Source organism: Aeoliella mucimassa (assembly GCF_007748035.1).
Lineage (GTDB): Bacteria > Planctomycetota > Planctomycetia > Pirellulales > Lacipirellulaceae > Aeoliella > Aeoliella mucimassa.
In genome coordinates this window covers 1120684-1146082 of record NZ_CP036278.1, presented here as the reverse complement: position 1 = coordinate 1146082, position 25399 = coordinate 1120684, and the positions used below count along the sequence as shown (strand labels likewise).

Annotated in this window: 22 protein-coding genes; 9 read left to right on the top strand and 13 right to left on the bottom strand. The window is 58.6% G+C overall.

Annotation, left to right across the window (positions count from 1 at the left end; all coding sequences use genetic code 11):
- Position 1 precedes the first annotated feature (1 nt).
- Entirely contained in the window at positions 2–505 is a 504-nt protein-coding gene (locus tag Pan181_RS04735; RefSeq protein WP_145245729.1) for a DinB family protein, read from the bottom strand.
- A 140-nt stretch (positions 506–645) separates the two neighbouring features.
- Between Pan181_RS04735 and Pan181_RS26480 the strand changes: the two genes are divergently transcribed.
- A complete protein-coding gene (locus tag Pan181_RS26480) occupies positions 646–990 on the top strand; it encodes a hypothetical protein (RefSeq protein WP_231943748.1) in 345 nt (114 codons plus the stop codon).
- Positions 991–1005: 15 nt separating this feature from the next.
- Here Pan181_RS26480 and Pan181_RS27115 read toward each other — a convergent pair whose 3' ends face one another.
- From Pan181_RS27115 to Pan181_RS04695, 7 genes are all read right to left on the bottom strand, one after another.
- Positions 1006–1260 carry a ParE family toxin-like protein gene (locus tag Pan181_RS27115; RefSeq protein ID WP_145245727.1) on the bottom strand — a complete coding sequence of 85 codons (255 nt, stop codon included), beginning with the start codon at positions 1258–1260 and terminating at the stop codon, positions 1006–1008.
- Positions 1260–1460 carry a hypothetical protein gene (locus Pan181_RS04720; RefSeq protein WP_145245726.1) on the bottom strand — a complete coding sequence of 67 codons (201 nt, stop codon included), beginning with the start codon at positions 1458–1460 and terminating at the stop codon, positions 1260–1262. The genes Pan181_RS27115 and Pan181_RS04720 overlap by 1 nt, the downstream gene beginning before the upstream one ends.
- A 68-nt stretch (positions 1461–1528) precedes the next feature.
- Entirely contained in the window at positions 1529–2629 is a 1101-nt protein-coding gene (locus Pan181_RS04715; protein WP_145245725.1) for a sugar kinase, read from the bottom strand.
- Positions 2630–2635: 6 nt separating this feature from the next.
- On the bottom strand, positions 2636–3271 hold the full coding sequence (gene eda / locus Pan181_RS04710; RefSeq protein WP_145245724.1) for a bifunctional 4-hydroxy-2-oxoglutarate aldolase/2-dehydro-3-deoxy-phosphogluconate aldolase: 636 nt from the start codon (positions 3269–3271) through the stop codon (positions 2636–2638).
- Between the two features lie 45 nt (positions 3272–3316).
- Positions 3317–4681 (bottom strand): BNR-4 repeat-containing protein, encoded by a 1365-nt coding sequence (locus tag Pan181_RS04705; protein ID WP_145245723.1) that lies wholly within the window; start codon positions 4679–4681, stop codon positions 3317–3319.
- A gap of 29 nt (positions 4682–4710) precedes the next feature.
- On the bottom strand, positions 4711–5493 hold the full coding sequence (locus Pan181_RS04700; RefSeq protein WP_145245722.1) for a 3-ketoacyl-ACP reductase: 783 nt from the start codon (positions 5491–5493) through the stop codon (positions 4711–4713).
- Positions 5490–6881 carry a glycoside hydrolase family 88 protein gene (locus tag Pan181_RS04695; RefSeq protein ID WP_145245721.1) on the bottom strand — a complete coding sequence of 464 codons (1392 nt, stop codon included), beginning with the start codon at positions 6879–6881 and terminating at the stop codon, positions 5490–5492. Before Pan181_RS04695 ends, Pan181_RS04700 begins: the two co-directional genes overlap by 4 nt.
- Positions 6882–7111: 230 nt before the next feature.
- On the opposite strand from Pan181_RS04695, the gene Pan181_RS04690 reads away from it, so the two are divergent.
- Both Pan181_RS04690 and Pan181_RS04685 read left to right on the top strand, forming a co-directional pair.
- The gene (locus Pan181_RS04690; protein WP_145245720.1) at positions 7112–8437 is read left to right on the top strand and encodes a glucuronate isomerase; all 1326 of its coding nucleotides are present in this window, start codon (positions 7112–7114) and stop codon (positions 8435–8437) included.
- Between the two features lie 93 nt (positions 8438–8530).
- Complete coding sequence (locus Pan181_RS04685) at positions 8531–9505, top strand: DUF6807 domain-containing protein (RefSeq protein WP_145245719.1); 975 nt, start codon at positions 8531–8533, stop codon at positions 9503–9505.
- Between the two features lie 30 nt (positions 9506–9535).
- Here Pan181_RS04685 and Pan181_RS04680 read toward each other — a convergent pair whose 3' ends face one another.
- Positions 9536–11497, bottom strand: coding sequence for a RecQ family ATP-dependent DNA helicase (locus Pan181_RS04680; protein ID WP_197528912.1), 1962 nt, complete (start codon positions 11495–11497; stop codon positions 9536–9538).
- A gap of 307 nt (positions 11498–11804) precedes the next feature.
- On the opposite strand from Pan181_RS04680, the gene Pan181_RS04675 reads away from it, so the two are divergent.
- Positions 11805–12059, top strand: coding sequence for a hypothetical protein (locus Pan181_RS04675; RefSeq protein ID WP_145245717.1), 255 nt, complete (start codon positions 11805–11807; stop codon positions 12057–12059).
- A 95-nt stretch (positions 12060–12154) separates the two neighbouring features.
- A complete protein-coding gene (locus Pan181_RS04670) occupies positions 12155–12904 on the top strand; it encodes an SIR2 family NAD-dependent protein deacylase (RefSeq protein ID WP_145245716.1) in 750 nt (249 codons plus the stop codon).
- Positions 12905–12928: 24 nt separating this feature from the next.
- On the opposite strand, the gene Pan181_RS04665 is transcribed toward Pan181_RS04670, so the two are convergent.
- A complete protein-coding gene (locus tag Pan181_RS04665) occupies positions 12929–14470 on the bottom strand; it encodes a sigma 54-interacting transcriptional regulator (protein WP_145245715.1) in 1542 nt (513 codons plus the stop codon).
- 222 nt (positions 14471–14692) lie between these two features.
- Between Pan181_RS04665 and Pan181_RS04660 the strand changes: the two genes are divergently transcribed.
- On the top strand, positions 14693–17545 hold the full coding sequence (locus Pan181_RS04660; RefSeq protein WP_145245714.1) for a hypothetical protein: 2853 nt from the start codon (positions 14693–14695) through the stop codon (positions 17543–17545).
- A 420-nt stretch (positions 17546–17965) separates the two neighbouring features.
- Here the strand turns inward: Pan181_RS04660 and Pan181_RS04655 are convergent, their stop codons facing one another.
- A complete protein-coding gene (locus Pan181_RS04655; protein ID WP_145245713.1) occupies positions 17966–18289 on the bottom strand; it encodes a hypothetical protein in 324 nt (107 codons plus the stop codon).
- A gap of 485 nt (positions 18290–18774) precedes the next feature.
- On the opposite strand from Pan181_RS04655, the gene Pan181_RS04650 reads away from it, so the two are divergent.
- Positions 18775–20154: an MFS transporter gene (locus Pan181_RS04650; RefSeq protein WP_145245712.1), complete on the top strand. Its 1380-nt coding sequence runs from the start codon at positions 18775–18777 to the stop codon at positions 20152–20154.
- 126 nt (positions 20155–20280) lie between these two features.
- Here Pan181_RS04650 and Pan181_RS04645 read toward each other — a convergent pair whose 3' ends face one another.
- Positions 20281–20637, bottom strand: coding sequence for a hypothetical protein (locus Pan181_RS04645; protein WP_145245711.1), 357 nt, complete (start codon positions 20635–20637; stop codon positions 20281–20283).
- Positions 20638–21583: 946 nt separating this feature from the next.
- On the opposite strand from Pan181_RS04645, the gene Pan181_RS04640 reads away from it, so the two are divergent.
- Both Pan181_RS04640 and Pan181_RS04635 read left to right on the top strand, forming a co-directional pair.
- The gene (locus tag Pan181_RS04640; protein WP_145245710.1) at positions 21584–22885 is read left to right on the top strand and encodes a serine/threonine protein kinase; all 1302 of its coding nucleotides are present in this window, start codon (positions 21584–21586) and stop codon (positions 22883–22885) included.
- Complete coding sequence (locus Pan181_RS04635) at positions 22852–23709, top strand: PP2C family protein-serine/threonine phosphatase (RefSeq protein ID WP_145245709.1); 858 nt, start codon at positions 22852–22854, stop codon at positions 23707–23709. The genes Pan181_RS04640 and Pan181_RS04635 overlap by 34 nt, the downstream gene beginning before the upstream one ends.
- 42 nt (positions 23710–23751) lie before the next feature.
- Here the strand turns inward: Pan181_RS04635 and Pan181_RS04630 are convergent, their stop codons facing one another.
- Positions 23752–25368, bottom strand: a complete 1617-nt coding sequence (locus tag Pan181_RS04630) for an HD-GYP domain-containing protein (RefSeq protein ID WP_197528911.1) — start codon at positions 25366–25368, stop codon at positions 23752–23754.
- Between the last annotated feature and the right edge of the window lie 31 nt (positions 25369–25399).

Genomic DNA, 25399 nt, shown 5'->3' with positions numbered 1-25399 from the left:
CTTAAACGCCTTCGTCGCCAGGGCCGTACATGCCGGGGATTTTAATGCCGTTCAGGCGCAGGTAGGTGAGTAAAATCGCTCGATGGTGAATGGTGTGGTTCAGCACGAAAGAGCGAATAACAGCTGCGCGAGGGATCGTAAACACGACTTCCCCTTGCTTTAGGAGCGACCAAGGCTGCATTACCTGTTCGTCGCTCGTGCGTTCGATGGCGGCACGGGCAGCGGCGAGATTCTCGTCGAACGACTCTAGAATCTCTTTATTCGATTTCAGCTGGGGCGTCACGTACATCTCGCCCCCCACGGGGTGGACATCGAACGAATCCGCATCGAAGGTGGCAACCGTCCAAGTTAGGAGATTGACGATATGGCTTGCGTTCCAACCAATTGAGTGCGACGACTCCGTCGCTTTCCAGTCGATTTTATCGTCGGGCACCAACTCCAGCACCTTTCGAGTGCTCGCCATTTCCTGATCGAATTCCGGAAGAATCATCTCGGCGTAAGACATCGGACGCTCCTTTGATATTTGCAGTAACCCCACCAGCAACTAAGATACACACGTATAGTAAAACGTCAAGATACGGGTTGGTATATTATCAGCATTCTATCTCCAGCAATTCTGACTTAACTCATTCGTTGTCAGCGAAGATGCAAGACTATTTCATCCTATTCGGGGAGGTCGACGGCTGGCCCAGCAAACAGGATATGGCGGAAATACTGCGGGATGCTGACCTGCGAATCTATGTTGGGCAGTATTCGATTCGCATCCTGGCTTGCGAGCATTTTGTCTTTCAAGAATATGGGAGAGACCTGGGAGATCCAAGCATCGACGCAGATGCTGAAAGCTTGAAGAGAATGTTGGCCGATGGAATGCTCGTCTCCGATGCTCTTGCCGATGCCGACATCAGGCACCGCTTCGAAATCTACTGCGCCAACCAAGAACAAGTTGGCTACTTGCACCACCGCTGGCCAGAGGGAGATTCGGCCTTATAAGTTACTTCGAGAATCTCACCGCCCGAGAATCTTATCGTAGTCGGCGTGACTACCGATCCAAACCCAAACAAACCCTTCCTGGCCTTCTACAGCCAAAGCTCGGTAATGTTGCCCTACGCGAGCAGACCAAAAGTCGCCCACTTTCTTGAATCTCAACGAAGGATGACTCGCGTCACTCTGCAATAACGCAAAATTGCTTCTTGCAAGTTGTTGAACACGAATAGGCAGACGCTCGAATCGTCTCCAGAATTCTGGGGTCGTTCGATGCATTACAATTCTCGGAGATCACCAGCTTGCTCGGCACGTCTTGCCTCTTCTTTCAAGAAGTCGAGCTTGCCGCTAGCGCTGTCACTCTCAATTTGCTGATCCCAAGCTTGCCAGTCACGCTGCTCAAACCATATTCGTAGCGCGGCAAACTCTTCGCTCGAAAGAGATTCGATAGCAGCCTGAATCGATTCAATTTGTGTCATGAAGGGTTCCTCCTAATTACAATTCTACGTGCCGAGCAATCTTAAGTGGAGAAAATTCAGCAATTCTTCTACCGATCAACGCGAGCCGAGCCTCCGCCGGCCAGCTTTTCCACTTCTTTCAGTGTTGCCATTGTGGTATCGCCTGGAGTGGTCATGGCCAGGGCACCGTGTGCGGCGCCGTAGTCCACGGCCTGTTGAGGGTCGCCGGTGGTGATCATGCCGTAGATGAACCCCGAGGCAAAACTATCGCCGCCGCCGACGCGGTCAAGGATCTCGAGCTTCGGGCGGTGGGTTGCTTCGTAGAACTTGCCATCGTGCCAGGCAAGAGCTCCCCAGTCGTTCACACTGGCGGAGTGCACCGTGCGGAGCGTGGTAGCGGTCGCCCGAAAGTTGGGGTATTCTTCCACCGCCCGCTCGATCATTCGCTTGTACCCCTCCAGCGGCAGCTCGCTGAGATGGTCGTCGACCCCCTCGACCTCAAGCCCCAAGCAGGCGGTAAAGTCTTCTTCGTTGCCAATCATCACGTCCACCAGCTTGGCGATGCGACGATTCACCTCTTGCGCCCGCTTTTGCCCGCCGATTGCCTTCCAAAGTGAAGGGCGGTAATTCAGATCGTACGAGGTGATCACCCCATACTGCTTGGCCTTAGTAAGGGCTTCCTCGACCACTGCAGGGGTGGTATCGGACAGCGCGGCGTAAATCCCTCCGGTGTGGAACCAGCGTACGCCGAGTTCGCCGAACAGATGATCCCAGTCGATGTCGCCGGTGGTGAGCTGCGAAGCGGCCGTGAGCCCCCGATCGCTGCACCCCACCGCACCTCGGACGCCGAACCCGCGTTCAGTGAAGTTCAGCCCGTTCCGCACCGTGCGGCCGATGCCATCGTACGGCACCCACTTGAGGAATGAGAGATCAACTCCTCCCTGAAGCATAAGGTCCTCGACCAGTCGCCCCACTTCATTATCAGCCAGAGCGGTGACAATGGCGGTTCGCATGCCAAAGCAGCGACGCAGCCCACGGGCGACGTTGTACTCGCCGCCCCCTTCCCAGGCAGTGAACTGCCGGGTGGTGCGGATGCGTCCCTCGCCTGGGTCGAGGCGAAGCATCACCTCGCCCAACGAGACTTGATCGAATCGACAAGCGTCGGCTGTTTGGATATCGAGAGAAGCCATAATCCTCTAACTCACCTTCTGAACGAGTGCGACTGCTTCGGCGACCACCTGCTCGACTTGGCCGAAACTACCGTCGGCATACAACTCGGGCTTCACCATCCAGCTACCGCCGCAAGCTACGACTCGCGAAAACGCCAGGTAGTCGCAAACATTGCCCGGCCCGATGCCGCCGGTGGGAATGAACCGCATTTGCTTGTAAGGAGCCGCAATGGCTTTGAGCGTTGCCAGACCACCGAAAGCTTCGGCCGGAAAGAACTTCACGACTTCGAGCCCTTGCTCGATGGCGGCTTCCACGTCGCTGGGGGTGCACACGCCCGGGCAGATGGGAATGCCTTGGTCGATCGCGTGGGCGACCACCTTGGGATTGAACCCCGGTGAGACGATGAACTGAGCCCCGGCGGCCTGAGCCTGGTCGACCTGCTCGGTCGTGAGTACGGTACCAGCACCTACGAGCAGATCGCCGCGATCGGCCATGATGCGAATCGACTCGGCCGCGGCCGCAGTGCGAAACGTGACTTCGGCCACCGGCAGCCCGCCTGCTACCAAAGCAGCCGCCAACGGATCGGCGTCGCTGGCTTGATCCAACGCAATCACCGGCACCAATCGATGCTGCCCAAGCTGTTTATAAATGTCGTGACTCACTCGTGAATCCTTCGCTATCCAGAGAAGCAATTGACCGTCTCGCGGTTACTCGTCGAGCACCAGCCCAACGACCTCGGTTGCGTATTCGGTATACGTACTGAAATCGCCTTGCAACCACAGCAGCACGGTTTGATCGCGATGGTACGCCGGCACGATCGGCCGTAAGTTGTCGACCGCGGAGTTCTCAGTAATCGCCGACCATTGCCAGGTTGCCCCGATGTCGGACGTTTTGCCGCGGTAGATTTCGTAATGTTCGGTTTCGTCGCCGGATCGAGGATCGACATCGGTCGACAGATAGACCACGCTCGTGTCGTCGGGATCGATGGCCGCCAGTCCGGTGTAATCGTCCTCGCGAAGATAGAGGTAGCCACCCGCTTCGGCCATGTGATGCACCTGCCATTGAGTGCCATCGAACTTTGCGTAAAAGAAGCGATGGTCTTCGTTGCTATCGTTTACGCGGGCGGTGAACACTCCTACTGGCAGGCCTTCGGCATCTAGTTCCAAACTGGTGGTCCACGCCCGATTCATCACCAGGCCATCGTACGTGCTGCCGTTGCGGAACACGCAGGTAACTTTCGCAGGTGCTTCCCCTTGGTCATCGAGGATAGAGGAATCGATCATGTCGCCGTGACTATCGAACAGCGTTCCGTCTGCGACGTAGCCATGAAAAATGCTGTTGGCGAAGTTTCGCGGATGGCGTTCGGTGGTCATCAGGTGGATGCGTTTGCCATCACCAGCGTAGCGGACGTAGGGACGGTCGCCGCCGCCTCCTTCGGTCATCAGTTTGCCAGCGTACTGCCAGGTGGTGCCTTGGTCGTAAGAAACCTGCACATTGGGGTCAAAGTTTCTCGCCCGCGTAAAGTTATATAGCCGCCCTTCGCCATTTCGATCGCCCGGCAAGTAGTAAACGTTGTTGTACGTGGTGCCTGCGCCGTTGTTGATGGTGTTGATCGGCCCCCACGCAGTGGGATCGTGCGGATTCTCGGAGACTCGCCAGTAGGTCTTTCGATCGCTGTTGTGACGCGCCCACAAAGCCAGGTAGCGTCCGTCGGGGCGTAGGTAGAGCGCGGCCACGTTGTGATCGTCTTGCTCCAATTGGTCGTCGAGCTCGAAAGTGCCTTGCTCACCCGTGCGAAGGTTCCGCCAGTGCAGATCGATGTCGCCGCGTTCGGCTGCTTCGCCTGCCGAAACACTGCTGACCAACAGCAATGGGTCGTCGGCCGCCGCTGTATCAACGATGGCGCGCTCGTCCTGGTACCAACACCACCCTCCGTTCGGCGAGGCCGGCGTGTTGGTGAGCACGAACGGAGTAGCGGCAGGCGCTAACTCTTCGGCACCAACCGGCGACACCACGGCAAGCAAAGCAACAATGCTCCAGCAGGCAAGCGAGTAACAGGCGGTAGGCTTCATGGCTGTCTTTCGTTCTTAAGGTCGATTGATCAGAGTCGCCGCAGGGTCAAGCCGCCATCGATCGGCAGCACCGCTCCCGTCGCATAAGTGAGAGTGCCGGAAGCCAACACCACTACCGCGCGGCCGATATCGTCGGGTTCGCCCCAGCGTGGCTCTACGGTCAGCCCTTCGGCGATCATCTTATTGTACTTGTCGCTCACACCGGCTGTCATGTCGGTGCGAATCACCCCGGGACGGACTTCGTACACAGGGATTCCGTACTCGCCGAGCCGGGCGGCCCACAGCTGTGTGGCCATGCCGACCCCAGCTTTCGAGATGCAGTAGTCACCCCGATTCACCGAAGCCACAGTCGCACTGATGCTCGAAACATTGACGATGGCCGCCTGAAAACTCGAGTCGGCCTGCCGCTGTTCGATCATCCATTTGGCTGCCGCCTGGGTGAGGAAGTAAGGTCCGCGAAGATTGATGCGGATCAAGCGGTCGAAGCTCTCCGGCGATGCATCAAGCAGATCGGCCCGCACGTCGGGTGCGACGCCGGCGTTGTTCACGAGCACATCGAGCCGGCCGAATCGCTCGCGAATCGTATCGAGCATTTTTGCATGATCGTCGAGCTGGCTGATGTCGGCCTGGCAATACAGCGTGTCGGCTCCCAGCAACTGCAAGCTCGCCAGCGACTCGGCCACGTCGTTCTCGGGACGACGGCCGTTGATCACCACGTTAAAGCCGGCGCGGGCCAGCGATTGTGCTACCCCTAGCCCGATACCTCGACTGCCGCCGGTAACGAGGGCGACGCGTTTCGCCTGAGTGGTCATACCTTGGTTGCTCCCGGGCCGAAGAAGGTGTAGTAGGTTTCGTTCTTGGCGAGTCGTCCGACGTACAGGGCTGCCTCGCGCAAGTGATAATCGCCCCACATGCACGACTCGCCAGCGGGAATCTTGCTCCCCTCGGGAATGTGATCCCAACCGTTGGGACGATGATAAATGGTGTGCAGCAGCAATCCCTCGTGTTGGTTGTCGGTCGAGAGATACGGCTCGCTGAGCAGCGACTGCAGCACCTTAAGACCGGCTTGCTGGTATCGTTCGGCCGACGCCAGCCCGCGCGACTCCATGACCTTCGACAATCGCAAGAGTCCCTGACAAGCGATCGCCGCGGCCGAGCTATCGACCGGCTCGTAATCGTTGAACGGTTCGGCCGGACGGTCGAGGTAGTCGCCCATCTGCGCGAGTCCAGGGGCACCGGTGTCCCAGTAAGGCACGCCGCAGGTGGGGGTATGCTCGATGTAGAAATCGCACGTGGCCGTGGCTGCCTTGAGCATCATGTCTTCAATCGCCTCGCGGCCGCCATGCGGTTCGAGTTCGGTATCGTCGCGAGTCGCAAGCCACTCTAGTTGCTCGGGATACCCCACCATCGCCCAGGCGAGCCCTCGGGTCCAGGTACTGAAGGGAGAGTACCCCTGCTGCGTGGAGGGAGCTCGATAGTCGCCGTTGTTCGGGTTGAATAGCGACTCGTGCGCGGTGCGCCCGCGAAGGTCGTACTCGTCGCGATCTTCGCCATACCAGATGTTGTAGGTCGCAGTTGCGGCCGCATGACTCACGAGTCGGCCGAGCAAGTCGATCCGCTCGTCGCGCTCGCCCATGAACGCGTGGCCGAGTTGGTGGGCCATCGACAGCGCCCGACACGAACGAATGGTATCGACAAACAGCGACTGCGGGCCATTGAACGAATAGATGTAGCCGCCACCGTCGCGGGTGGGGGACCACCGCGATGCTTGTACCGCCCCCGAGGCTTTTAGCGCGAGTTCATAAAACCGTCGTTGCCAGGCATCTTCGGCGATGCGTCCTTCGTTCATCAATCGAAGCAACGCCCCGTAGGTGCTCACATTATTAAAGCCGTGGTCGTGTACCCCGATGTGGGTCACATGCACCGCCATGGCATCGATGGTTTGCTGACGACCGATGTCGAGAAACTGCTCGTCGCCGGTCGCGTCGAATTGCAGCAAGCAACTGCCATACTGGAACCCCTGGGTCCATTCGGTCCACCCTTGGGCCTGGTATTTGCCATCGACCGTAAACACCGGCGACGGTGCCCCGGTCTCCCAGCGCGATTCGATGCGTTGCAAGCGGTCGGCCGAAGCTTGCCACATGCGCTCGATGGCTGGCAATAGATCGGATGGCGAGAGGGACTGTGCGGTATCGATCATCAAAATCGGCCCTTCACGTCTGTTTATCTGAATAGGTGAAAATAAGAGATCGGCTATTCCGAAATTGTAACCCAGAGTTAGCTTTTCGGTGAGGGTTGCCTACCGCCGGGTCGATTGGCTGGGAGCGATGGTTTAGAATCGAACTTGTCTCGCGGCGGGACCCTCATCACGGCATTCCAACTCGGATGGCATGCCGCCCTTCGCATAACTTGCTCCCTCTTTTGCAAACCATGTCTTCTGCCACTTTGCCTGCGACGGCCTGCGAGCTTCGCAACTCCGTTCAACGAATTGTTAACGAAACCCCGGTTTGGGATCTGCACACGCATCTCTATCCCCCAACGTTCGGCACTCCCCTGGCCGGCACCGGGCGGCAGGCGGCCGATCCGCGGGGCCTCATGCTCTGGGGTATCGACGAACTGCTGACCTACCACTACCTGGTGGCCGAAGTGTTTCGCGTGGTGCCATCGCGACGATTTGCCTACAAAGACTTTTGGAACCTTAGCAAACAAGAGCAGGCCGACCACATTTGGAAGCACTTGTTCCTCGAACGCTCGCCGGTGAGCGAAGCCTGCCGCGGGGTGCTCACGACGCTCAAGATGCTGGGACTCGATCCGGCCGAACGCGATCTCAACGTGCATCGGGCGTGGTTTGCCGAGCAGAATGCCGACGAGCACATCAATCGCGTGATGGAAGTCTCCGGCGTGTCGCGCATCACGATGACCAACGACGTGTTCGACGACAACGAACGCGAACGCTGGTTGTCGGACGGTAGCCTGGGCACCGATTCGCGTTTCGTGCCGGTGCTGCGGTTCGACAAGCTGCTGTGCGACTGGCAAGCCGCGGCCAAACAACTGGCCGGCTGGGGTTTCAGCGTGGGGCTTACCATCAATCAGAAGACCATCGCTGGTGTCCGTCGGTTCCTCGAAGAGTGGATCGATCGCACGGGAGCGGTCTATTGCGCGGTGAGTCTGCCGCCGACGTATTACTACAGCGGTTCCGACGATCCCGATCCAGGCAACATCATCTTCCGCCAGGCAGTGCTGCCGCTGTTGGCCGAACGCAATCTTCCGATGGCCATGATGATCGGCGTCACTCGGGCCACGAATCCTCGGTTGAAAGTCGCTGGCGACTCGGTCGGTCAGGCCGATGTCTCGTCGGTCGCCCAGCTTTGTGCCGATTTCCCCAACAACCGTTTCCTGGTCACCCTGCTCTCGCGGGAAAACCAGCACGAACTCGCCGTGACGGCTCGCAAGTTCGACAACTTGATGCCATTCGGTTGCTGGTGGTTCCTCAACAATCCTTCGCTGATCGAAGAGATCACCCGCATGCGGATGGAACTGCTGGGCACTTCGTTTGCTCCGCAGCATTCCGACGCCCGCGTGCTCGAGCAACTGGTCTACAAGTGGTCGCACAGCCGTACGATTATCGCCAACGTGCTGGCCGACAAGTACGCCGATCTCGCCACGGCTGGCTGGCCAGTGTCGGAAGACGAAGTGCGTCGCGATGCAAAACTTCTGTTGCACGATAACTTTGCCGATTTCGTTGCTGGTAAGTAAATTCTCAAGAAGAATCGCTACCACTCGACTAGATAAAGTGGGTATGATCGAGTGAGATCCGTGGCAGTCAACCACCAACCCGTCGAGAGTTCCATGATGCGCGTCCCCTGCAATCTCTATCGTCTTGCATTCATCACGCTTGCGATTGGCATCGCCAGCCCGATATTTGCAGCGGAGCTGGGTGTGAAGCTCGACGACGATGGGGCGGCGATCACCATCGACGGCGAACTGTTCACCAAATACCTCACCGACGGTGGTAACAAGCCGATCCTGTTTCCGGTGATCGGCCCGACTGGCGAGCCGGTCACGCGCAACTATCCGATCAAGCCGGCCGTGGAGCATGAAAAGAAGGACCACCCCCATCATCGCTCCATCTGGTTTGGATACGAAGGTATCAACGGGCTGAACTTCTGGCACGAACCGAAGGAACTCGACAAGCTGGCCGAACATGATGGCAAGCAAGTGCATAAGAAGTTCTCCAAGATTGAACTCGATGGTGAGACCGTGCTGATTGTTGCCGAAAACGACTACGTAGACCGCAACGATAAGGTAGTGGCGAAAGACGAACGCACTCTCCGCTTCGGCGTGGATGGCGACATGCGATGGATCGACTACACGATTAAGCTCTGGTCGCCCGAAGGGCCGCTCGTGATCGGCGACACCAAGGAGGGAGCCTTTGCGGTGCGAGTTGCCGGCACGATGAAAGTGACCGAGAAACTCGGCGGTACTATTCTCAATAGCCATGGCGATGTCGATACCGAAGCCTGGGGCAAGCCGGCCAGTTGGGTCGACTATTCTGGCCCCGTGAAAGACGATGTCGTCGGCATCGCGATTCTCGCCCACCCCAGCAGCTTGAAGGCCGAGCCTCGCTGGCATGTCCGCGATTACGGGCTGTTTGCTTCCAATCCGATTGGGGCTAGCAACTATTCGGGCGGTGCCGAGACCGGTGGGCTCGAACGTGCCGAAGGCGAACCGATTGTGCTTCGCCATCGCATCGTCTTGCACAAAGGCAACAGCGAGCAAGCCAAGATTGCCGAAGTGTATGAAGCGTACAGCAAGACCGAATAACCCTCTCTCGGTTAGTCGGCCAATCGACGCTCAATCGGCAAGCCCTAACTCTTCGCACACGGCCAATACGTCGCCGAATGGCAAGTGCGTGAGCTTGCCAAAGCTGGGATGACCGCGGAGTTTCGCCCGCGAAGCTGCTGGCGAGGTCACTCCGCACAGAAACCGGGTGGTCTGCCTGGCGGTCGCGAGCGCTTCGTGTCGCTCGGCGACGATCTGCTCGATCACCTTGCGATCGCTGGCAACAAGCTCCGGCGGGGCGGCTACCAGCGGGCGACCTTTGCCCCCCAGGCAACGATCGCAATGCCCACACGACGAGCGATGCTCGCCGAAATAGGCAAGCAACGTTTGCGTCAGGCACTCGTCGGCCTCGGCCAAAGTAACCACGTGTTGGATGCGTTCTAAATCGTCTTGCTCACGCGAGCTGAAACGTTCGACCAGCAGGTCGACCAAGCCCTGGCGATCGGCCACCTGCTTGGCGATGTGGTAGCCATGCCGAATGCCGGTGGACTCGAGCGTGAGGTCGCCACGCTGATCGAGATAGTCAAGCGCGGCAATAATGCGGTCACGAGGTTCTCCCAGAGTTTTGCTCGCCTGGGCGACGTCGATGGTCAGCCAAGTCCTGCCCCGCTTCGACTGCTTGAACACGTTGGCGATAAAGCTCGCCCGGGCGTCGTCGAAACGAGCGAGAATCTCTGCCGACGACCGCAAAGGCTTGAACCGATACTGGGTAAACAAGGCACCGGTCGGCCGCAATACGTTTTCCAGTTCCAAGTAAGTGAGCAAGGTCCGCACCACCAGATCGCGAACGTCGTGATGATGCGATAGCTCGTAGTGCGACACCTCTACGTAATCGGTGTGCGGTGCATCGGCCGGCCCCAGCACTTCGTCCACCAGGTTGGCCACTGCGGTGCGGGTGGGGGTGTCACCATAGCTGAAGTTCTCGAGCGTGATCACGTCGTCAGCGCAGCCAAATAGCTCGCAATGTGCCGAAAGCCCATCGCGCCCCGCCCGACCGATCTCCTGCATGTAGCTCTCGAGCCCCTTCGGCAGGTTGTAGTGATAGACCGCTCGAATGTTTGCTTTGTCGATACCCATGCCGAACGCGATGGTCGCGACGATCACCTGATCGCCGGCGGCCATGAATTCGTCCTGGATCGCCGCACGGCGTTCGGTGCCAAGCCCAGCGTGATACGCCTTGGCTTTGATGCCAGCGGCCATGAGTGTTTCGGCCACCTGCTCGGCGGTTCGCTGCAGAGTGACATACACAATCGCCGGTTCCACGGGGCGGCTTTTGATTCGTTCGACCAATCGCTGTCGGCGTTCGTGGTCGTCCTTGCAAGGTGTCGCGTGCAAGTGCAGATTCGGTCGATAAAATCCGGTTTGCACCACGTCGCCCTCGTCGATCGAAAACGCCTCGGCGATGTCGACCGACACTTCCGGCGTAGCCGTGGCGGTGAGCGCCAAGACGCGGGGGATCGACAGCTTGCTCGCCAGCGACGCAATTCGCAAATAGTCGGGCCGAAAATTGTGCCCCCACTGACTGATGCAGTGCGCCTCGTCGACCGCTAGCAAGGCGACATTGACTTGTTCGAGCAATTTCAGAAAACGTTCGTTGCCAAATCGCTCGGGCGAAACGTACAGTAGCTGTGTACGTCCGGCATGCAGATCGTCGAACACTTGCAGATTTTCGTCGCGAGTGAGCGACGAGTCGAGCCGGGCCGCGGCGATGCCTTTCGATTGCAGGAAGTCGATTTGTCCCTTCATCAGTGCAATCAGCGGCGAAACCACCACCGTTAAACCGTCGAGCACCAAAGCGGGTAGTTGATAGCACAGACTTTTGCCACTGCCAGTGGGGAACACCGCGAGCGACGATCGCCCTGCCAGCAGGCAGCGGATCACCTCCCCCTGCCCCGCCCGCAGCGAGGTGAAGCCAAACGTGCTCTTCAGCACCTCGGCCGCTTGATCGGGAATATTGAGTGTGGTGGAATCCAATGTTCTGTCTTCCGCAGTTGAGGACATAACGCTTCTCGTTGGCAACCGTATTGCTGCCGACAATTCTACCATCGATCGTGATCAGCTGCTCCCCGACACGATGTCAGCAGATGCGATTAATATTCATTAGTACACCACCCCATCATAGCGATTGCCGGCCGAATTGCAACGTTAAACCAGGAAAAACAGGCAATAGAAAACCAGCAGGAACACCCCAGAATCGCCCAGCCCCCTAGTGCATGACAGCCAAAATCGGTTTATCCTAGTACACAGTTCCATTTTTCGTTCCTGTTTGGGAGTTATTGTAATGCGTAAGTTTGCATTTATGTTTGCGGTAGCTGGTGCCCTGGTTTGTGGGCTCGGCTGCTCGTCGGATACCGTTGAGAAGACCGAAGAAGCTGGTGCCGCTGCGGGCGAAGCCATCGAAAGCGCCGCTGGCGACGCGGTGGAAGGTGCCAAGGAAGCTGCGGAAGCAGTGGAAGAAGGCGTGAGCGACATGGTCGACGGTGCTGAAGATGCTGCCGACGATGCCGAAGAAGCCGTAACCGGCGACAGCGAATAATTCTATTCGCCATCGAAGCAATGCAAGGGCGATGGCGACTCGGAGGGCCCCGAATCGCCATCGCCTATTGTTTTTTTGAGTGAGAGATACGTGTGATGGATAACGCAATTGCAACTCAGGTTGCCGAGTGGCTCGCCGAGGCGGAACATGCGGTGGTGTTTACCGGAGCCGGCATGAGCACCGAGAGCGGCATTCCCGACTTTCGTTCACCCGGTGGAATCTGGACTCGCTTTCGTACGGTTTACTACGACGAGTTCATGGCGAGCCCCGATGCCCGCCGCGAATACTGGCATCAAAAAGCGATGGGACATCGCGAGTTTGCCGACTCGCAGCCAAACGCTGGCCACCTGGTGATCGCCAAGTGGGAGTCGGCCGGCAACATCCGCGGGGTCATCACCCAGAATATCGACGGGCTGCATCAGATTGCTGGCAACCAGCAGGTGCTTGAGCTCCACGGCACCGCCCGCCAGATCGAATGCCAAGACTGCGGCGCCCGCTTCGACGCCGAACCGTTGGTCGCGCAGTATCTCGAGACCGACGAAGCTCCCAAGTGCACCGAGTGCCCGAAGGGTCGGCTGAAGCATGCAACCGTTTCGTTCGGGCAGTCGCTTCCGACCGCGGTGCTCAGCAAGGCGGCCAGTTGGTCGCAGGAAGCCGATCTGATGCTGGCGATCGGTTCGTCGCTAGTAGTAAATCCGGCAGCCGAACTCCCAGTGATCGCCAAACGCAGCGGCAGCCGACTGGTGATCATCAACCGCGATCCAACGCCGCTCGACACGATGGCCGACCTGGTAATCCCCGGCTCGATCGGCGAGGTGCTTACCGCTATCGACCAGGCAGGCTAGCATCGGGAAATTGCTTGCCCTGCCCTACGCTCTTTTGCTTGGCGAGCCTTGCAGCTTGGCGAGCATCGCCTGGTCGATTTTGCTCTTCACCGTGCGGCGGTCGATTTCCATTTGCTTGGCCACCGCTTCGTAAGTGCCATGCTTCGCGTACAACCAGGTTGCGTAGCTACGCAGCATTTGCTCGGCCGACAACTTGCCCGACTCGGCGTTTGCCAACCATTCGACTCGCGACACTTGCTGTGGTGTGTGGGGGCGGTACTCTCCTCGCACCAAGATGTTGCGGACACACTGCTCGAGTTCGCGAATATTCCCCGGCCAGGCGTAGTCGGCCGGCAGGTTCTTGGCGATCCACTGCAGGGCCTCGCTGGCGAGGGTGTTCGCCTCGCCGGGAGCAATTCGCTCGGCGAGCAGCAACACCAATCCCTCAAGCGCAGCAGGACGATCGGCCAACTGGGCCGCGAGGCTCGGGGTTTCGATCAGATCGGCGCACAATCGATAGAACAAATCGTGCCGGAATTGTCCGCTATGCATTTCGGCCGCCAGGTCGCGATTGGTCGCTGCGATGATCTTACCAGCGAACGTTCGCTCGTTCGACTCTCCGATGCGACAATAGGTACGCTGCTGCAACACACGCAACAGTTTCACCTGGATGGTCATGTCGAGCTCGCCGATCTCGTCGAGAAACACCGCTCCGTGCGGCCGACACGCTTCGAGCCAGCCCACGCGATCGGCATCGGCACCGGTAAACGCTCCGCGGCGATGACCAAACAATTCCGACTCGATCAACGTCGGCGATAACGCGGAGAGATTGAGCGGGGTGAATGCGCACGAGTGATCTTCGACAAACCGTTCTTGCTCAGGGTCGAAGCTCAGGTACTGCGACATGGCAATCGAGCGGGCGACAAGCTCCTTACCGGTGCCCGACGGTCCCGTAATCAGCGTTGGCAGTTCGCGAAGCGAGTGATACAGGCTCCGTCGATACCGCTGTAGGTCGTGCGTGAAAATCGATTGCCATACCTGTTCGCGGAGTCGAGCCACGGGAAGCGACTCGCCGAGGATACAATCGAAGATGTGCTTGAACGCTCGCCGCACTTGAAACAAGCAGGCGAACAAATGGGCGGCCGCCTGTCGGTCGTGCCCCACCCTCGCGGTGCCGGAAAAGAACAACTGGTACTCGCTCCAGAACTCTCGCCAGACGCGATGCCGCTTTGCTTGGGTCGCGGTGCCTGCGATCTCGTCGATCTTTCGCACCGCGACGTGACGGTAATACAGCACGTAGGTGGCGAGGGCGTCGTACTGCTCCTGCAACTGGCGGTCGAATGTCTCGCCAGCCTGCAGCTTTTCGCGCATGCGGACCGCCATCTCATCAGCCCGCTCGGTCAGCAGGGCGACGTTCGGCCGCTCTTTTAATCGGGTATGCGGAGTGCGACTCCACAGCTCGTCGTCGTCGGGTCGGTAGGCATCGCCGAGGGCCTGCCGCTCCAACTCCAACCGCTCGCGGCTAAAGGGATTGCTGTTGTTCAGCTTGGCCAGCGTCTCCAGAAACTGCGTATCAGCTGCATTCATGGGAATTTCTCTCGCGATCACTCACTGTACACACCACCTACATTCAATGTACTTCGGATTATAACACCGCGCCGTCATCCAAGGGGTCGAATATCCATAACTCTTTCTGATTAAATGACTTACGACATCTACAGAATCGTTGGCACACCCGTTGCTTTAGAGAGCTAGCAATGGGACCCCTTGCGTCCCCCCACGCACAACAAGGGAAAAAGGGAAACTGAAATGAACCACTCTTACAACGAACTCATGGAGGCCATCGACTCCCTGCAGCGACATGTCGCTACATGGCGCGAGTCGGGGCGGATCTCACCCCAGCAGGCCGACACGCTGTCGCAGACCTATCACCAATGGGCGTCGGAGCTCTCTCCGAATCTCGACTACTCGGGAGCCCTCCCCGCCCGCCAGCTCTGCCTCAACGATCAGCTACCGCTGGCGGCCGAGCTTCAACAGCTCAAGTTTGTGAGCCAGGAGGTTCGCCGCCAGGTGTCGCACAACCGCCTGACACAAGAGCAAGCCGAACAGTTCATCGGCGAGCTATCGACTCGCCAGCAAGAAGTTGAAGAACTACTGTCCAAGTCGGTACACGTTACCGGCCCTGGCCCCGCGGCGAAGAAGCAACTCGACTTCCGTACCCTCATCGAATACCTAGTCGACCCGCGCAGCCTACAAGCTCTCATGATGACCGGCGGCGGTCTGCTGGTGCTGGGGCTCGTGCTCTGGCTATGGACTTGCGGCGTATTTGCGAACCCCAAGGTGCTCGCCAGCTGTGTCGGTGGAGCCAACCTTGCGTTGCTCGCTGGTGGTGTCGCGATGGTTCGCCGTAGTCGCTACCAAACCGCCGGCAACGCCATGACGTTGCTTGCTTGCCTGGTGCTGCCATTGAACTTGTGGCTCTACTCGGCTCAAGGGCTGATCACCATCGAGGGAGGGGGTCACCTGTGGGTGCCGGCCGTGATCTGTTGCGCCATCTACGCGGGAGTCGCCAGGCTATTGAAAGATGCCAAGTTCGTGTACGCCCTGGTGGGTGGCATCACGATGACTGGCCTACTATTCCTGGCCGATAACAGCGTATCGCACTTCTGGGAGGTCATCGCTCCCTCGACGTTCCTCGTGGTGCTCGGTACCGCTTGTGTGCATGCCGAGCGTTTGTTTAACGAAAACGATGGCCCCTTTGGCAGGGCGAAGTTCGGCCGGGCGTTCTTTGTTGCCGGCCACTTTGTGATGGCAGCCGGGTTGCTCGTGCTGCTCGGCGGGCGGTTGGTCGGTTGGTTCTACGCTCCGCTGTTTGCCGACCTCGGTTGGTTTGCCGAACCGGTTGTCGCCGAACAAGCGTGGGCACAGCTCTGGGCGTTTGCCTTGGCTGGCCTCGGCACTTACACCTACCTCTACTCGCAAGTGGTCGTGAATCCTCAAGGCCGTCGCTACGCTCACTCGGCCGTGCTGACGCTGCTGTGGTGCGAGGTGATGCTGCTCGACTTGCTCAACCTTCCTCGCATCGAATCGGTTGCCATGCTGGTGCTTGGTTCGACCGGACTGGCCGCGCTGTTGCTCTCGACCGTTTCGCAACAGAAGGTAAAAGTACTCGACACGCTGAGCCACATGTTCAGTGGACTGGGGGCGGTGTGCACGCTCGGTGCTGCTGCCTGGGGTGGTTTGGCCTTACTGCGTGGGCTGCTGGTGGAAACTGGAGCCCCTGTCGATTTCACCTTCGATGCGTACTACGCCATCGCGATGGCGGTGGCCTCGCTGGCCTGCGTGTTGGCCATGTTCCTGCGACGCACTGCTACCGGCACCCTGCAAGTGGTTTACAGCTACGCCCTGGCGTTGCCGGTGCTTGGACTCGCAACCACCGCGCTGACTTCCGCGGGTGTGACTTCGCTGGCGATGCTGCTCCCTTGCCTGGCAGTGCTGGCGTTGGCCATGGAGTTTGCCACTCGGTTGTCGTCGTCCGCGAGCCCGGCTCGTCACTTGGGTTACTCACTGGTAACGACCACCGTCGTGCTGCTGGCACTGTCGGCCGCGAGCCTCGCCGGCCTGGCAGGTGAACTCGCCGATTACGATCAGCTGACACTCAGCTTGTTCTACGGCATGACCGCTGGCACGCTGGCCCTGGCGACACAACGCAAAGGCCAACCAGCCACGGCTGCCCTGTCGGTGCTCTGCGGCGGACTGGCTGCCTGGCAGATGTTGGCCTTCGCGGGACTCGGCGACTTTGCCCCGATCATAGCCGCCGGCGTTGCTGGCTTGGTTACCATGCTGTTGTCGCGGCTGTTTGCCAAAGACGAAGCGGCCGACGAAGATCGCTTGACCACCTCGATGGTACTGATGCACGTGGGATTGGTCCTGGTATCGCTCGGCAGTGCGGGTGGATTGTTCCTGACCATGGGACGAGTTGCAGTGAACGATGCGGCTACCAGCCTGGTAATGCTGATGGGCGTGCAGATAGGTACCGCCTTGCTGGCTTCGTGGCTCGCTCCTTCGGTGGAGTGGAAACGTGCCATGCGACTGCTCGCTGGCTTGCACCTGCTCGGCATGGTGGTTGTCATCAACATGCTGTCGGCACTCACCTTCTGGCAACGTGGCGAACTGCTCACCCTGGCAGCCGGCGTGCTGCTGCTCGGTGCTGGTCACCTGCGGTGGCGAACCGAAGGCGAGAGTCGCGACCCGATGGTCGATCTGCAACTGCTGGTCGGCAGCCTGCTGAGCACCGCTCCCTTGGTGCTGGGACTCATGGCCCAACGCTTTGGCGACTACCAACCGACCGTTGGTTTCCTGATGCTGCACGAACTGGGTGCCTTGGTCTTAGGTCTGCTGCTCTTGGGAGCCGGCGTGCTGTGCCGCATACGTGTTACCACGGTACTCGGCAGTGCTACCCTACTCACTTGGGTGGTTAGCCTGGTCGCCTTGGTGTTCCGTTTGCCAGAACTGCAGAACGCAGCCTTCTACATGATGGTAGGTGGCGGATCGTTCTTCGGAGTCGCCGTGCTGCTGAGTGTGTACCGCGACCGGTTGCTGTCGCTGCCCGATCGCATCCGCAAGCACGAAGGCATGTTCCGGGTGCTCGAATGGCGATAACCACACCGAGCGAAAAAAGCAGGAAGTACTCCAAGCTTTCCATCGCTCCGACGAAGTAATCGTAACGCGAGCCAGTATGCTCGCCTTGTAACAACCGAGTCCTCCTTCTCACCCAGGGAGGAACCGCAGGAGGGGGTGCTACGCGGGCCCATCGTACCGCCCGCAACGCCCCCCTCCACACCATTCCCTCTCCCCGCGTTATCAGGGGGTTACTGAACGCGGGGGGAATGTGCGTGGCAGTCCGTCGGTAGGGTTATTCCCTTACCCTTCCGACGGGCTGTTTTTTTATTGATAGAACGCACTGTGGCAAGTCGCCACCTGGCGACAACATCTCTTCAGCCAATTCTCACAGGCGCAGCCCGGCCGCACGCTTCTCCAGGCCGGCGAATCTCACCGCGCTAAGCTCTCTCCAGCTTCCATTCACGGCTTTTCAAATCGTGAAAGTTTTCGCTGGGAAATGGCCACCAGTGGTGTTCTAATGGACAGATATCGATTGGTTTGTTTTTGTACGCCTGTGATTGGAGACGGATATGGTTTAACGAAGTGTGAGGAGAACACCATCAGCAGGTTGACGTGCAAGCGGATGGAAGGAGCGATCCCTGGTCGCGAATTCGATTCAGGCTGGCGTTCACTGCTGCGCTGCTTGAAACCATACGAGTTGCGATCGAGATCTTTCGGTCGCCAGAAGATTTTGACCGTCGCCAACCAGTTCAAGACCTTGGAGTCAGAAAAAAAGGAACCCATGCCTCATCAACAATCCGTAGGCAGGAGTCATCATTGCCCCAGACCTCGCCGCCTGAAAATAGATTCCCACCGGTGGGAATCTATTTTGGGCAACTTCGCCAAAGGTGTTGACGTAACTTACTGCACACCAACTACTTGCACCGTGGCAGAACGGCCAAATCAATTTTCCCACTCGATCGTGTTTTGGGTAAATGGGAATCTATTTTCCCCGTTCGCCCCCCGCTCGGTGGTGGTTCGTCGGCAGTCGACTCCGCACCGCACTCGACAGGCGAGTGGCTTCTTGTTCTTTGGACCTCAATTCCAATTCTTCGTAAAAAAAGTCGGCTGCTGCAACGACTCTGCCCGCGGACCAGTGGTTTCGGGCGGGCTAGCAGCTAAACTAAGCAGATTAGTTGAGTTGAATTCGGAATATTCGACACCCGTCGGCGAGCGGCGACTCGCTACGACTTTTCCCACTTACGCATCTCAAATGCTTGGAGCCCTCGATGTCGTCTGACGCCTCGCTTCCCTGGTATCGCCAGCTTACCGCGTATCACTGGTTCGTGTTTGCCGTGGCTTCGGCCGCCTGGTTTTTCGATTGTCTCGACCAGCGACTCTTCTCGCTCGCTCGCGTCCCGGCGCTCGAGGAGCTGACCGCAACGGTCGAAGGGGCCGACGTTCAGGCGCTCGGCAAAGAGGTGACCGCGATCTTCCTGGTCGGCTGGGGCATCGGTGGTTTGATTTTCGGCGCACTCGGCGACCGATTCGGCCGGGCCAAAATGCTAACCCTTACCGTGTTTATCTATTCGATCTGCACCGGGGCCAACTTCTTTAGCCATGCGGTGTGGGACTTTGCCTTATTCCGCTTCCTGACCGGGGTCGGCGTCGGCGGCGTGTTCGGCCTGGCGGTCGCACTGATTGCCGAAACCGTACCAAATGGCGCCCGCGCCGGCGCGCTAGCGATGCTGCAGATTCTGTCGGTCGTTGGCAACATCACCGCGGTGGGGGTGAAGTCGATTATCGACAATCTGGAGAACTCCGGCACGATTACCGCTGGCGATGGCTGGCGATGGATGTTCCTGGTGGGTGCCATTCCCGCAGCATTGGTGGTACTGACCCAGTTCTTCCTCAAAGAACCTGAGCCATGGCTCCGGGCGAAAGAAGCCGGCACGCTACCGAAGGGGGCATTGCTCGCTCCCTATGCTGGGTTGCTTCGCGACACCCAGTGGCGACGCAATTTAATCGTGGGTGCGGTATTGGCGTCGACCGGCGTGATCGGTCTCTGGGCCATCGGCGAGTTCACGACCGACTTGCAGCGAGTGGTGTTTAGCCAGCATTACGAAGAGGTCAACGCCGCGAATCTGGAACAAGGCTTACCGGCCATCGATGTTGCTGCCGAGGTGAAAAGCGCCAGAAACACGGCCTTCCTCTTGCAGATGCTCGGGGCTGCGATCGGCATGTGGGTGTTCGCCAAGATTGCGGAGTTCATGGGCCGCCGCACCGCGTTCGCCCTGGCGTTTATCTCGGCCTTCTTCATCACCGCTGGCGGTTATTGGATTCTATCTTCTCCCATGCATGCTTACATCATCATGCCATTGATGTTCGGTACCCAGCTCGGCATGTTCTCGCTGTACGCGATTTACCTGCCGGAGTTGTTCCCGAGCCGACTGCGGAGCACCGGTACGTCGTTCTGCTACAACCTGGGACGGTTCGGCGCGGCCGCCGGCGGTTTGACCTCGGCCTGGATCAGCACTGCAATGTTTGGTGATCTTGCCTCGCCAACGAAAGAGCGCTATGCCGCGATTATCATGTGCTCGATCTACCTGATTGGCCTTTCGGCGTTGCCGTTTGCCCCGGAAACCAAGGACAAGCCGCTGCCTGAATAGCACCGCGTTTGCCCCCTGCGTTGCCATTTGCTGCATGCACGGGGAGAGTGATAACTACAAAGAAATCGCCCCTGCGATCGGTCGACCGCAGGGGCGATTTCGGGTTTTAACGACTAAGGAGCACCCTTAGATGGCATCGGTTTGGGCATCGGTCGCATGGCAGCAACCGCCGGAGCAACCAGTGCCTGACTCGCAGGTGGCCGGAGCCGAGATGGTTGCTGTAGCTTCGCCGCAGCAGCCAGGCTTCTCGCAACAACCTTCGGCGGTGCACTTCGCACAGTCGCAATCCTCGCACTCACAGAGTACGCAATCGCATTCGTCGCAGGTGGTGCCATCGCAGTCGCACGACTCGCAAGGGCAGTCCTCGCCGCAACAACAATCGGCCGGGGACGGAGCGGAGTCGCTCGTGCCGTTGGCGCGAACCGCATAGGTACCAATCGATCCAACCGCCAACAAGGCAACCAAAGTGAACAGAGTTTTCATGCTATATTTCTCTCTAGGAAATCAATGGAACACAGATAGATACAAATCGCTTGGAGTGAATCGCAGCGAGTGCATCATAAGATCCACCGACAGAGCCGTTCGCGTCGGGGAGTGAAGTGTTCGAGAGAGGCCAACTCGCAGTACCGGAGTTCCGGATTTGCGGGTGGTAGCTTGAAAATATCGCAAGGCACCGCCAGGAGATCGAGCAGGCTGACCGTCGAACCATGGTTCGACGAATCGTCGCTCGGCCCGGGAGCAAATGGCTCGCGCGGCTCCGGCGGCTGACAACAAGGACACTCGCACTCGTGCGAGCCACAGTCGTCGCAACACGCGGACGATTCCTGGCAACAGGTCGCCCCACAGCCTGCGTCGGCACAACAATGCGAGCAAGCCGGACCGGCCGACCGCACCGGACTAGTCGAATCAACCAACGCCGCCAGGTGCGCCTGACCGCCGCAAACACAGGGCAAACCACCGTCGAACAACGTCATCACCATCCCCAGGCAAGCCAGGCTCACCAAGGAAAGGACAACCGAATTCCGGCGGAAGCGTTGCACTGCAGTTCTCGACTAGAGGAAAAAGCGACGCTGGTGGTTGTAGCACCGCTGCCCACCAATCCCAAGTCCAAACGAAACGAATGCTATCGCAGCCAAGGGATCGGTCAGTTTTGATACTACGAAAGCAAGCAGCCATCGGTTCAGCGAAAATCGTCGCGAACTTCGCCCGCAATCCAGACACGTCTCCCTTTATTTGGGGGTTTTGGCGATACTATGTAAGATAAGCTACCCATCAGCGGCGGATTGGTGCTGTTGCTCGTAAACGACTGCCGACACTGAACTTACCCACTCGTTATTCCCCGGCCTCCACAACTTCGCCCCTCAATCGAACAGCTACCTGCGAGGTGGCAACTTGGTTGTTGTGTGCCGCTTCAGAGACCTAAATCACTATGTTTCGCGCCCGTCAGCGATTTGGAAAATACATCATTGAGCGGAAAATCGCCGAAGGGGGATTCGCCATAGTGTATCAAGCGCGGGACACCATTGAGGGCATTCGGGTTGCGATCAAGATGCCGTACGAGCATCTGATCAGCTCGAACATGCTCGACGAGTTCCGGCAGGAAGTTCGCCTGGTCGCCCGACTCGACCACCCGAACATCTTGCCGCTGAAGTACGCCGATTACATCGATGGCAAGTTTGTGATCATCACCGCGCTGGGCGATATGAGCCTCGACGACCGGTTGTCGCGACGGTTGTCGCCGAGCATTGCGCTCGACTACGCCGATCAGATGATTGCCGCGGTGGCCTACGCTCATAGCGAGCGAGTGGTGCACTGCGATATCAAGCCTGACAACTTCCTGATCTTCCCTGGGCACCAGATTCGGCTCACCGACTTCGGCATCGCTCGCGTTGCCCAGCATACGCTCAAAGGTTCGGGAGCGGGCACGCTAGGGTACGTAGCGCCGGAACAAGCGATGGGGCAGGTATCGCCGCGGTCCGACGTCTTCTCGCTCGGCATCACGATCTATCGCATGCTCACCGGGCGGCTACCAAGCTTCCCCTACGAGTGGCCGCTAGAAGGGTACGACCGCCTGCGGGCGAAGGTGCATCCCGACTTCATCTCGGTGCTGCAGCGAGCCATGGAATCGGACGCCCGGCGACGTTTCCGCGACGCAGTGCAGTTCGAGCACGCTTACGACTCGGTTCGCTCGCGAGCGCTGAAGGCCACCAGTGCGAAGACACCAACCGGCAAGACCTCGCGGGCCCTCGACTGGCGAGCGGTGCAGCGCAAAGAGTTCCTCAAACTCTACGGGGCCGAATTAGAGGCTAAATACGAATGCGACAAATGTAGCGGTCCTGTCTCCGAATCGATGCACGCCTGTCCTTGGTGCGGCAAAAAACGCAAAAAGCATAATGACGATACAAAGTATCCCCAATGCTGCCCCCGTTGCCATCGTGGCATGAAGCTCGACTGGGTTTATTGCCCTTGGTGCTACGGCCCTGGCTTCGAACCTTCGTCCGAGCGACAATATTCGGACAAGCGCTACACGGCAAAGTGTACGAATGCCAAATGCGAACGTAAACTACTGATGCCGTTCATGCGGTACTGCCCCTGGTGTCAGACGAAAGTACGACGCCGTTGGCAGCTACACGGATCGGGCCAGACTTGCCAGCGATGTGGCTGGGGCGTGGCGGGTGATCACTGGAGTTACTGTCCATGGTGCACGAAGGCACTGAAAACAATTCGGTAGCGGTAGCGGAGGCTGACGCCCGGGTGATGCCTCGCGCAAAGCTGCTGACGGCATCCAACATGGACGCGCCGGTTGAGATGCCATTGTCCGATCGCATGGTCGCCATGGTCTCGCAGCGCTCGCCGACCAAGGAAACCGCCAACGAAGACTCCGCAGCCCTGCTGCCCTGGGGCGACGACGCGGCCGTGCTGGTCGTGGCCGACGGCCTGGGAGGCTCCGCCCTCGGCGAGGAAGCCTCGGCCCTGGCGGTGCGCCGCATACGCCTGGCCATGAGCCAGGCTGATCCCGAGCATGTGATGCTGCGGTCGGCGATCCTCAACGGCATCGAAGCCGCTAATCGCGACGTGCTGGAACTCGGACGCGGGGCCGCGACGACGCTCGCCATTGCCGAAGTCACCAACTCGACCATCCGCACCTATCATGTCGGCGATTCAGGCATCTTGCTCTTCGGTGGGCGGGGGAAGCTGAAACTCGAAACAATGGCCCACTCCCCTGTCGGCTATGGGGTGGAAGCAGGCCTGCTCGACGCGAACGATGCGATGCATCACGAGGAACGGCATCTCGTCTCAAACGTCGTGGGAGATGCGAATCTGCGGATTGAGATTGGCTCGGAAACCCGCTTCGCTCAACGCGATACGTTGGTGCTCGCCAGCGACGGGCTGTTCGATAATCTTCACTCCAAGGAGATCATTAGCATCGCCCGCAAAGGCCCGGTCGCCAAGGCCTGCGAAGCACTGCGAGCCCTGGCTCGGGAGCGAATGATCGAACCGAAGGAAGGGATGCCGTCGAAGGCCGACGACCTGACGATTGTTGTGTGCCGGTAGCGTTCGGCTAGTCGATAGCTCTTCGACAGCAAGGGACGTGCGTCAGATGCCGCATCCCATTTTTCGGATGGGGCGTTCATGTAGTCGATAGGTGTTGCGAATCAATTCAATTCGGTCGATCACTTCGAGGAACGCCTGAACGAGTTGCGAATCCCACTGTGATCCAGCACCTTCTTCGAGAATGCTCAGTGCCTTTTGCGTCGGCATACCATTGCGGTAGGGACGATCGCTGGTCATCGCATCCCAGGCGTCGACGATGGCAAGAATCCGCCCATCTAGCGGTATTTTGTCTCCTGACAGCCCATCGGGATAGCCAGAGCCATCGACTTCTTCATGATGGTGCAACACACCTGGAAGCACGTACTTTAACTGTGCAAGGTCTTGAAGAATCGACCAGCCTTCATCCGGATGTCGCTTGATTTCGGCGAACTCCTCGTCGGTCAAACGGCCTGGCTTCTTCAACACCGCGTCGCTCACGCCGATTTTGCCAACGTCGTGAAGCAGTCCGGTCATATAAATACGTTCGCAGGCTTCTTCGTCGTAGCCCACCCGTTCGGCGAGCACCTTAGCGTACAAGGCAACACGTTCGCTATGGCCACAGGTGTATTGATCCTTGGCATCGAGCGCCGACACAAGCGACCGCACCACGTTTACCAGCATTTGCTCTTTCTCTTGGAACAAATCGCAGTTGCTCGCGTGCGTCGCAAGAATGGAGACCGTGGTACATAGTAGCGAGGCTTCGCTGGTGCCGAACTCGTAGTGACTCAGCTCCCAGTCGCTACTTGGATCGAATCCTTCCGGCAGCTGGCGATTCGCGGCCAGCATCCAGCCGTAGTGTGTACTACCTGATTTAATCGGAGTAAGAATAAAGTCGCGAACGCCATTTAGTTCGCTGGCTTCAGGCAAGCGATGAATGTGGTTCTTCACCACTGGCTGATCACAATAAGACTGGCCAAACAACTCGACGACACGACTTAGCAAATGACCATCCACTGGCTTAGGCCCCCACACGAGGGCAGGTACTGCTCGCAGTGGCCCCAAACCTTCGGGAGTCAGCAGCAACGCCAGACAATCGGCGTGCATGTTGTCGTTTAGCAGCGGAAAGGTCGATTCGGCCAGCGAAGTTAGATCGTGCGTATGATCCGACATATCGAGAAACGCGACCATCGACCGCAAGAACGTTAGCTCCTCGAGTCCTTCGCTCAAAATCTCGGTGAGCTGCTCGCATTCCTGAGCGTATTTGTCGACTTGATGCTGATACTGCCTCGACGAACACCAGAGCTTTGCCAGCCGACGGAGCATCTCAGGGTCTTGTCCCTCAATACTCGCTACGGCGACTTGCATACCACCGACGTCGTTCGGTAGTGGTATCGCGACGAGCCACCCGTCGCCGATAGTCGAGGGGGTAACAACCGGCTCTTGCGATTGCAGAATGCTCTCGCAAATGGCCGAGACTTCTGGTTCCACTTGCGCGTCATTGATGACCACCAACTCGTCGGTGGCCAAGTACCGCCAGTCGTCGAGATCGGTCGACGCGACTAGTCGAAAGTCGGTATCAAACGTGTCGAGCAGCGAAACCAACATCTGCTGGCGCACTACGCACACGGAGTCGTCTACTTGATTGCAGGGAGCAACGTACATATGGGTAACCAAGGCCAATCGAAAACAGCTCCCCCCCATCCAACCGAAA

Bases quoted from the DNA above. Each gene is read 5' to 3' on its own strand.
- Pan181_RS04735 (WP_145245729.1), bottom strand. From the start codon at position 505: ATGTCTTACGCCGAGATGATTCTTCCGGAATTCGATCAGGAAATGGCG.
- Pan181_RS26480 (WP_231943748.1), top strand. From the start codon at position 646: ATGCAAGACTATTTCATCCTATTCGGGGAGGTCGACGGCTGGCCCAGC.
- Pan181_RS27115 (WP_145245727.1), bottom strand. From the start codon at position 1,260: ATGCATCGAACGACCCCAGAATTCTGGAGACGATTCGAGCGTCTGCCT.
- Pan181_RS04720 (WP_145245726.1), bottom strand. From the start codon at position 1,460: ATGACACAAATTGAATCGATTCAGGCTGCTATCGAATCTCTTTCGAGC.
- Pan181_RS04715 (WP_145245725.1), bottom strand. From the start codon at position 2,629: ATGGCTTCTCTCGATATCCAAACAGCCGACGCTTGTCGATTCGATCAA.
- Pan181_RS04705 (WP_145245723.1), bottom strand. From the start codon at position 4,681: ATGAAGCCTACCGCCTGTTACTCGCTTGCCTGCTGGAGCATTGTTGCT.
- Pan181_RS04700 (WP_145245722.1), bottom strand. From the start codon at position 5,493: ATGACCACTCAGGCGAAACGCGTCGCCCTCGTTACCGGCGGCAGTCGA.
- Pan181_RS04695 (WP_145245721.1), bottom strand. From the start codon at position 6,881: ATGATCGATACCGCACAGTCCCTCTCGCCATCCGATCTATTGCCAGCC.
- Pan181_RS04690 (WP_145245720.1), top strand. From the start codon at position 7,112: ATGTCTTCTGCCACTTTGCCTGCGACGGCCTGCGAGCTTCGCAACTCC.
- Pan181_RS04685 (WP_145245719.1), top strand. From the start codon at position 8,531: ATGATGCGCGTCCCCTGCAATCTCTATCGTCTTGCATTCATCACGCTT.
- Pan181_RS04675 (WP_145245717.1), top strand. From the start codon at position 11,805: ATGCGTAAGTTTGCATTTATGTTTGCGGTAGCTGGTGCCCTGGTTTGT.
- Pan181_RS04670 (WP_145245716.1), top strand. From the start codon at position 12,155: ATGGATAACGCAATTGCAACTCAGGTTGCCGAGTGGCTCGCCGAGGCG.
- Pan181_RS04665 (WP_145245715.1), bottom strand. From the start codon at position 14,470: ATGAATGCAGCTGATACGCAGTTTCTGGAGACGCTGGCCAAGCTGAAC.
- Pan181_RS04660 (WP_145245714.1), top strand. From the start codon at position 14,693: ATGAACCACTCTTACAACGAACTCATGGAGGCCATCGACTCCCTGCAG.
- Pan181_RS04655 (WP_145245713.1), bottom strand. From the start codon at position 18,289: ATGGGTTCCTTTTTTTCTGACTCCAAGGTCTTGAACTGGTTGGCGACG.
- Pan181_RS04650 (WP_145245712.1), top strand. From the start codon at position 18,775: ATGTCGTCTGACGCCTCGCTTCCCTGGTATCGCCAGCTTACCGCGTAT.
- Pan181_RS04645 (WP_145245711.1), bottom strand. From the start codon at position 20,637: ATGAAAACTCTGTTCACTTTGGTTGCCTTGTTGGCGGTTGGATCGATT.
- Pan181_RS04640 (WP_145245710.1), top strand. From the start codon at position 21,584: ATGTTTCGCGCCCGTCAGCGATTTGGAAAATACATCATTGAGCGGAAA.
- Pan181_RS04635 (WP_145245709.1), top strand. From the start codon at position 22,852: ATGGTGCACGAAGGCACTGAAAACAATTCGGTAGCGGTAGCGGAGGCT.